The sequence below is a fragment of the Kamptonema animale CS-326 genome (assembly GCF_028330895.1).
Classification (GTDB): Bacteria; Cyanobacteriota; Cyanobacteriia; order Cyanobacteriales; family Microcoleaceae; genus Kamptonema; species Kamptonema formosum.
The window spans coordinates 21,467-28,179 of sequence record NZ_JAQMUA010000255.1; the positions used below are offsets into that span (position 1 = coordinate 21,467).

At 46.3% G+C, this 6,713-nt stretch carries 4 protein-coding genes; 1 reads left to right on the plus strand and 3 read right to left on the minus strand.

Features of this window, described 5'->3' with window-relative positions:
• Positions 1-163: 163 nt before the first annotated feature.
• The 3 genes from PN499_RS15030 to gshA form a co-directional block, all read right to left on the minus strand.
• Entirely contained in the window at positions 164-2,665 is a 2,502-nt protein-coding gene (locus PN499_RS15030) for a peptidoglycan DD-metalloendopeptidase family protein (protein ID WP_272032797.1), read from the minus strand.
• Between the two features lie 588 nt (positions 2,666-3,253).
• Positions 3,254-3,712, minus strand: coding sequence for a tRNA (cytidine(34)-2'-O)-methyltransferase (locus PN499_RS15035; RefSeq protein ID WP_272032798.1), 459 nt, complete (start codon positions 3,710-3,712; stop codon positions 3,254-3,256).
• Between the two features lie 211 nt (positions 3,713-3,923).
• Positions 3,924-5,075, minus strand: coding sequence for a glutamate--cysteine ligase (gene gshA, locus PN499_RS15040; RefSeq protein WP_272032800.1), 1,152 nt, complete (start codon positions 5,073-5,075; stop codon positions 3,924-3,926).
• A 363-nt stretch (positions 5,076-5,438) separates the two neighbouring features.
• Between gshA and PN499_RS15045 the strand changes: the two genes are divergently transcribed.
• Entirely contained in the window at positions 5,439-6,476 is a 1,038-nt protein-coding gene (locus PN499_RS15045) for an AI-2E family transporter (RefSeq protein ID WP_272032801.1), read from the plus strand.
• Positions 6,477-6,713 lie beyond the last annotated feature (237 nt).

Sequence of the window (6,713 nt, forward strand, 5' to 3'; positions counted from 1 at the left end):
CTTTCCCTAGCCCCTATTTTCCCCTAGCCCCTCTCTTCCCCCCTAACCGACGAAAGCGATCGCTATACATCAGAATTAGGGGTCAGCAGACAGAGCAAGCAAAGGGGGCATCCCATCGCCCCCGTTGCAGGTAAACAGTGTCCCTACAACTCAAGGGAAATCCCTATTGAGAAGCAGTCCTAGAGTCATCTGGTAGAAATGCCATTGGATTGACAGCCCCTTGTGCAGAAGTATGAATTTCAAAGTGCAAGTGAGGGCCCGTACTGAAGCCAGTGCTACCCATTTCCGAAATTTGCTGGCCTTGAGTCACACGCTGACCTTCTTGCACCAAAATTCGGTTGTTGTGGGCGTAAAGGGTGACAGTACCGTTGGGGTGGGTAACTTCCACCAGGTAGCCATAACCGCCGTCATTCCAACTTGCATAAGTCACAACACCAGCATCGGCAGCCACAATTGGTGTCCCGATGTCACCTGCGATGTCAATGCCCTTGTGCATCCGCCCCCAGCGCCAGCCATAGCCAGAGGAAAGAACGCCCTTAGCCGGCCAAATCAAGCCCTTAGAGGGCATAGAACCTGCCGGCAGATAGGTATCTGCTCCAGGAAGAGGAGGTAACTCAGGAGAAACCATCCGTCCCAAGGAAGGATTGCTCAGAGGGTCGTAAGCATCAGCCCCTAGAGGAGCTGTGGCAACAAGGGGCTGCCTAGACGTAGCAGAGGGCTGTACCGGAGTGACTCCGACCGCACGCTGTGAATTAGCTCGCTCTTGTTGCTGCTGTCGCTGTAACTGCTGGGCCCACTGTCGAGACTGGGGCGTGCTAATTTCGTTCTGTACTGCTTGAGCGTAGCGTTGAGGATTGAACTCTGGATTGATAGGTTCAATACTATTTGAGTGGTTAGCCTCCGCAGTTGGTAACTGCGTATTGCCAACAAAAGCTGTGGTTGATATTGCTTTTACTTCCTGCTGATTGTTTCTATCGGCCCGATACTCCTCTCGGAGCCTGGTGATTTCCGATCTCAAGCGATCGGCGTAAGGGTTGGGTGAATTTGCGGCTGTGGAAGTTTGCAAATCGACCGTTACCATCTCATTGCCAGCTTGCTGAACGGGCACTGACGAGGGTAGGGTTGCGGTTGTGTTCTCAACAGCTAACTCCCTCGCGGGGGAAGTCAGTTCAGTTGTCGGCGCAAATGATTTTTCGACCGCGCCTTGAGAGTTAGCGGAAACAGAGATTTGCCGGAGTGTACCTGTAAATTTTGGCTGAGCATTGAGAGTGCTCTTGCCTTGGTCGCTAACACCTGGGGTCGAAAATGCTGTGAGCGGAATACTATTAATTTTTGCCACTGTCGGTACAGAAACGGAGGATGCACCCTCAGCGTTGGTTAGCGAAGAGATTACCGATACAGTTGGGACGGATGCTGCAACGCCAGAACTAGGGGCGGCAGAAGACTCAGCCCGCATTAAAGGAATGGGGGTTTCTGCAACGGGCTGGGCGTTAGTGGAATTAGAGCCTGATATGACTGTTGCCTGCTCCCCATAGCTGTGCGACTGGATTTGGGGAATTCTTAAGGCTTGATTGAGTTTGAGGTAGTGCGGATCGCTAATATTGTTAGCTGAAATCAGCTCTACGACGGATATGCCATAATTTTTGGCGATCGCGTCGAGGGTATCCCCCTTCTGCACTCGGTAAATTACCGATGATGGTACCAGAGCCGTCCCGTCAGGCTCAATCACAACTGTTCCAGTAGTGTTAGGCGCAACTAGGGACTCAGCCGACTCAATAGCCGGGGCTGGTGGGAACGCTGTCTGAGAACTAGAGCTAAAAGCGTCAAATTTATCCGTAGGGACTGCGGGCAAAGTCTGGCGTGCTGTTGCACTCTCCTGTGCAGTTTCTGGATTCCCAGTCACCTCAGTTAGCCCATCAGTGCTTTCCCGTCCAGATTCGGATAAATTGCCAGGTTCTTCAGATTTCAACTGAGTTTGATAACTTGTCGCCGAGTGGTTTTCCTGCTTGTTCCAGCGGTTAATTTCAATTTCTCTGGTTGGCTGGTTGAGCTCATTAATTTCTGCCGAGCGGGCAGAGGAGATCGCTTCTGTTGATTGCTGTCCTAACTGCTCTGTCTGATTTGATTTGAACTCTTGTTCAGTATCGACATAGCGGGTTTGAGAGGGCAGCGTCGCAACGGTGTTGCCTGTTTTCGCATCTGAGGAGATGACGTTCAGGGATGGAATTTTTAGCTGCTGTCCTACTTGCAGTAAGCTATCTGACTTAATGCCATTAGCTCTTGCCAGAGTATTTGCATCAACTTCGTAGTCCTGAGACAATTCCCAAAGGGTTTGCCCCTTTTTCACCTTCACCACCCCTGAGTTCAAGAGTGCAGGATGAGCGGCTTCATCCTCAACATTGAGAGCGTTGGGCTGTATTGCCAGGGGTGTGGGCTGCATTTCGGTGGTTGCTTCCCCTGCTACGGAGTCGGCCGCTGTGGCTGCGTCACCTCCTGTAGGCAGCAGGAGGCTGGAAGCACCTACTGAAATTGCTAGTCCAATCATTGCGGCAGAACGAACTCTACCAGTACCGGCATTTGCCTGCTTGGATGGTTCAGCAGTGCCGTCGATGTTGATTTCACGGGCATCAACAAAGTTTATTTTATCGGGATTTGTTCGTTTCAAAAAAACGACCTCCTATCGAGAAGCGCTTAACTATCCTTGGAAACACTCAAGGGGATGAGCTATCAATGATTCAAATCACGGTTAAAAGAGATCCTAATCATTGACAGTAATCATGCTTAGGCAAGATTACCCTGCTTTTTTAATTTAGACAAGCTTAGACAGTAAAAAAGTTTAAGCCGCAGGTAACAAGTGCTGAAGCGACACTTACAAAGCCTTGTTGTGTAATAGCTGTTAGCCTTAAGTCTGCATGCCCTGTTGTCATAAGGCTTTTTGTGTCATTATCACCACCCAAATCTACGCTGGTTTTCAGGAAAACCACAACCGTAAATATACGGGATAAAGCAGCGGATAGATTATTGAGTAAATCTAGGCCAAAAATATCAAAAAAAGTCTGTTCTTCTTATCTGGCAGTCTTTTGAGCCATTTATATACCCTCAGTATTACCTGCTATAGGATGATAAAAATCTATCAATCGAGTCAGCGAATACAGTCAGGGTACTATATGATTTTCTTATCTTAATCTCAGCATTTTATGGGTTGATGGGGGCTGGATTTTTTTTATGTGTATGTAAGGATGCAGCAATATTCTTATCCCAGATACCCCAATTGCCGCCGCGCTTCAAATAAACCTATGGCAACGCTGACGGAAAGATTTAAGCTGCGTACTCCTGGCTCGCTCATGGGAATGCGAACATTGGTACAGGCTTCGAGAATCTCTGGGGGAAGACCTGTGGTTTCTGCCCCAAACAGCAGCCAGTCATTGCTTTGAAATTCAAATCGCGTATAACTGCATTGTCCCTTAGTGCTGAAGCCAATCCAGCGACCTCCGCGTTGTTGGTGGCAAGCTTTAAAAGCTTCTAGGTTATCGTGGCTGTGCAGGTTAACGTAGGGCCAGTAATCTAGACCAGCTCGTTTGAGATAGCGATCGCTAATTTCAAAGCCTAAAGGCCCAACCAAATGCAATTCTGTACGGGTTGCAGCGCAAGTACGCGCAATATTGCCCGTATTTGGCGGAATTTGCGGAGAAATCAAAACAACAGACGGCATAGTTCGGGAAGAAGGGAATAGAATCTATGATGGCAGGAACTCACGACTTCCTAACCGCCAAGGCGGTTGCTATATGTTGAAAGGAAGAGGGAAAAATACTTAGTGCTTACCGTGAAATTCTACTTAAAGATAGAGGTAATATATAGCTTTTTGTTATATACCATTAATTACTCTACCGATTAAATATTCTGATCGTTTGCAAAAAAGTAGTTCAAGCGACCAATTGCTGGCATAACTTGTCTTCAAGCTCCCTTTCCTGTTCTCGCATTGATTGAATTCCTTCAACAATTACGCTCCTGCTGTCAAGACAAGTATGATACATTTTCAACCATTGTTGAGCCTCATTACCTTCGCGAAGAATTTTTTTCAAGGGCGAGAGGAAGCAACTAAAGCCGCGTTGTTTTGCTATTGGCCAAACTTGCTGGTAAATTTCCTCAATCCAATCTCTAGCCAGAATTTTTCTACCATCTTGCCAATGTCTAAGTGTCGCATCCAAACTCAGCTTGGAGGCGGCGGCTTCGTTAGCCTCTGTCAGAGCGATCAAGTCTTGATTGCGGGTGGTGGCTGGTAAGGTGCTGATTTCCAGGGGATCTAAGCTGGGATCTGCGAGCATTTGCCAAAGACGAGCTTCCAGTAAAGCTGTGATGGCTAGTAGGGAAATGGGGTTGGTAACGAGGTCGCAAATTCTCATTTCTGCGCGATTGAGATTATAAGGGCGGCGATCGCCATTAGGTCTTACTGACGACCACAGGTGTCTCACGTTTTGCATAGTACCAGCCACGAGTTGCTCCTCAGTCCACTTGATAAAATGGCGGTGGCTTTCAAAGAGGGGGACAATGGCTGGGGTTTTGGGGAACAGACCCCAACGGGTGGAGTGATACCCCGTAACGGCACCATCCAAGAAGGGGGAAGAAGCACTGAGGGCGAGGTACAGAGGGGCTTCGACCCTGATCAGGCGAATTGCTTGCATCAGCAGTTCTGGTTGAGCTATGCCGATGTTAATGTGAATGCTGGCGGTGACGACTTTGGTACCGTAGGTTTGCTCGATGTAGGTGTGGTAGGGGTTGTTGGGATCGGAGCGGAAAAAGCGATCGCTTCCGCCCAAAGATAAGGTACTCCCTGGATGTATGGTATAGTCGCCCAACTGTTTTAAATAAGCACGCAGTTGCCGACGCGGTTTAACTAGGGCACAGAGCAGGCGATCGTAACTACACAAGGGCGCAGTAGTATATTCCACATTGCGGCTATCTGGCTCCCGCACAAATCCGTCTAAGTCGGACACAATCTTGTCGGAGAGACCAACAATATCGCCCTGGGGGGTGCCAGTGTACATTTCTACTTCAAAGCCTTTTGATAGCAGCACGTTTTTTCCTCAGCTAGGTTGAGTCCTGTTTTTTATTATCCTAGAAATTGATTCTATCGTGACTTCTTTCAGAGGAGATATTTTCTCTTGATTAGTTAGAGGTTTTCATTGGCGCTGAGGATGGCAGCCTATTGAGTACCTACCTTGAGAGGGATAGCCAAGAAGATATTAATCATGCGATTCTAAGATATAGTTAATAGAAAATGTCGCCAGTGGAATGATGCGAGCAAGCAAGTGTCATCAAGCAACCACCAAGGTTAGTAGGACATTCTTAATTGCTAAAGCTATAGATGGGAATTGTATTTCCCTTCTCTCCTAGATAACTAAAGCCTTCCTTCTTCTTTCTTCCTTTGGCTATAAAGCATGAGTCAATCCCCCATCCCCGATTTCTGGAACCGACTAAATAATTCAACATTAGTTCGATTTTTGCTTTTATTTGCTTCAGGTTGGGCTTTCCTAACGCTTTTAGCTTACTTTGAAACGGTGATTGTAGTTTTCACGATCGCTTCGCTTGTGGCTTTCTTGCTTAGCTATCCCGTGCGATCGCTCAAGCGGTTTTTACCTCACGGTTTCGCTGTCACTTTAGTTTTCTTATTTAGTATTATAATAGTTGTAAGTTTAACTGTGACAGTGGGGGTAACGCTTTTATCTCAAGGGCAGCAATTAATTGATAGCATTACTGAGTTTGTCAATGCTCTTGCACCCCTTTCAGAGCGTTTAGAAGGCTTTTTAAGGGAAAGGAATCTTCAGGTAAATTTGCGGGTGATTGAAGAACAATTGCGAACCCAAGCTTTAGGGGGAATAGTTTCCAGCATCGCTCTATTACAAACTGTTTTTACTAATTTAATAACTTTTATTTTTATTACCGTTGTTTCATTTTTCATGTTATTAGATGGCGAACGGCTTTGGCAGCTTATTCTTAATTTTCTTCCCAAGCACTTGCACAGGCGCTTCGCTCGTACTATTGAGCGCAATTTTTTAGGCTTTTTTCAGGCTCAACTTATTTTAATGTTGTTTTTAGTAACGTCTAGTTTTCTAGTTTTATTAATCTTAAATGTGAGATTTGCATTGATTTTGGCAGTGATATTAGGCGCGTTTGATTTGATACCTGGTATCGGAGCTGCATTAGGAATTGCCTTGGTGTGTTTTATTGTCTTAGCTCAAAATGCCTGGTTAGCATTTAAGGTGTTAATTGCTAGCATTGTTTTGCAACAGATTCGGGATAATATTATTAATCCTCGGATTATGAAAAATTCACTTAATCTGAATCCGGTGGTAGTATTTTTTGCCTTGTTAGTAGGTGCAAGAGCCGCCGGATTGTTGGGGATCTTCTTAGCGATTCCGTTGGCGGGAGTGATAGTTAGTTGGTTTGAAATTGAGGAAATGAAAGGGGAGTCGTAGGAAGGATAAATTGGTAATTGTTAGTTGTTAGTTGTTAGTTGGTAATTGGTAATTGATGATTGGTAATTGGTAATTGGTAATCGCTAATTGCTAATTGCTAATTGCTAATTACCTATCGTCCCCATCCCCCCCTCGGATTAATTAGGGCTTGCTGAATAAGTTAGAAAAAATCGCGATCGCGTAGCCAGCCGCAGCCATCGCACTTGATGGGCAATTCAAGCTCGGTCAAACATAACT